The 1,921-nt window shown below is 56.7% G+C and carries 2 rRNA genes; both read left to right on the top strand.

From position 1 onward, the window contains the following. A 23S ribosomal RNA gene (locus AB0M52_RS33600) occupies positions 1-1,767 on the top strand; the annotation flags it as partial. Positions 1,768-1,860: 93 nt separating this feature from the next. Continuing rightward, positions 1,861-1,921, top strand: a 5S ribosomal RNA gene (gene rrf, locus AB0M52_RS33605); the annotation flags it as partial.

The following is a 1,921-nucleotide window of genomic DNA, read 5'->3' on the forward strand; positions in this document are numbered from 1 at the left end:
CAGTTGTGGACGCGGCACGAGTGAGAATGCAGGCATGAGTAGCGAAAGAAGGGTGAGAAACCCTTCCGCCGGATGACCAAGGGTTCCAGGGCCAGGTTAATCCGCCCTGGGTGAGTCGGGACCTAAGGCGAGGCCGAGAGGCGTAGTCGATGGACAACGGGTTGATATTCCCGTACCCGCGAAGGAGCGTCCCTGATGAACCTCGTTGTGCTAACCACCCGAACCGGCTGAGGTCTTCGGACCAAGGTTGGGGAGCGTGGGAACCTGGCGGGTAGTAGTCAAGCGATGGGGTGACGCAGGAAGGTAGCTGAGCCCGGCCGGTGGTTGTGCCGGGGTAAGCGTGTAGGCCGTGCTGTAGGCAAATCCGCAGCACATGTAGGCTGAGACGTGATGCCGAGCCGATTCAGGTGAAGTCAGTGATCCTATGCTGCCGAGAAAAGCCTCTAGCGAGTTTCGAGCGGCCCGTACCCCAAACCGACACAGGTGGTCAGGTAGAGAATACCGAGGCGATCGGGCGAACTGTGGTTAAGGAACTCGGCAAATTGCCCCCGTAACTTAGGGAGAAGGGGGGCCGGAGACGTGAAGCCCCGCGCGGGTGGAGCGTTGTATGGCCGCAGAGAGCAGGGGGAAGCGACTGTTTACTAAAAACACAGGTCCATGCGAAGAAGTAATTCGATGTATATGGACTGACGCCTGCCCGGTGCTGGAACGTTAAGGGGACCTGTTAGCTCTTCGGGGCGAAGCGGAGAACTTAAGCGCCAGTAAACGGCGGTGGTAACTATAACCATCCTAAGGTAGCGAAATTCCTTGTCGGGTAAGTTCCGACCTGCACGAATGGCGTAACGACTTCCCCACTGTCTCAACCACAGGCCCGGCGAAATTGCAGTACGAGTAAAGATGCTCGTTACGCGCGGCAGGACGGAAAGACCCCGGGACCTTTACTATAGCTTGACATTGGTATCTGAGTTAGCTTGTGTAGGATAGGTGGGAGCCGGTGAAGCGCATACGCCAGTATGTGTGGAGGCAATCTTGAAATACCACTCTGGTTGATTCGGGTATCTAACTTCGGACCGTTATCCGGTTCAGGGACAGTGTCTGGTGGGTAGTTTAACTGGGGCGGTTGCCTCCTAAAGGGTAACGGAGGCGCCCAAAGGTTCCCTCAGCCTGGTTGGCAATCAGGTGTTGAGTGCAAGTACACAAGGGAGCTTGACTGTGAGACTGACGGGTCGAGCAGGGACGAAAGTCGGGACTAGTGATCCGGCACTTGCGTGTGGAAGCGGTGTCGCTCAACGGATAAAAGGTACCCCGGGGATAACAGGCTGATCTTCCCCAAGAGTCCATATCGACGGGATGGTTTGGCACCTCGATGTCGGCTCGTCGCATCCTGGGGCTGTAGCAGGTCCCAAGGGTTGGGCTGTTCGCCCATTAAAGCGGTACGCGAGCTGGGTTTAGAACGTCGTGAGACAGTTCGGTCCCTATCCGCCGTGCGCGTAGGATACTTGAGAAGGGCTGTCCCTAGTACGAGAGGACCGGGACGGACGAACCTCTGGTGTGCCAGTTGTCCCGCCAGGGGCACGGCTGGTTAGCTACGTTCGGAAGGGATAACCGCTGAAAGCATCTAAGCGGGAAGCTCGCTTCAAGATGAGGTATCCCACCCACCTTTGGTGGGGTAAGGCCCCCAGCTAGACGACTGGGTTGATAGGCCGGAAATGTAAGCCCGGTAACGGGTTCAGTTGACCGGTACTAATAGGCCGAGGACTTGACTATCAAAGATCTGCTCGCGTCCACTGTGCAACTCACGACAAACAAACAAACACCCCGACAGTGTTGGTGTGGTGTTGTTTGATATGTTGATAAGGTTACGGCGGTCATGGCGGAGGGGAAACGCCCGGTTACATTCCGAACCCGGAAGCTAAGCCCT

Source organism: Micromonospora sp. NPDC051296 (assembly GCF_040682255.1).
Taxonomy (GTDB): Bacteria; Actinomycetota; Actinomycetes; order Mycobacteriales; family Micromonosporaceae; genus Micromonospora; species Micromonospora craterilacus.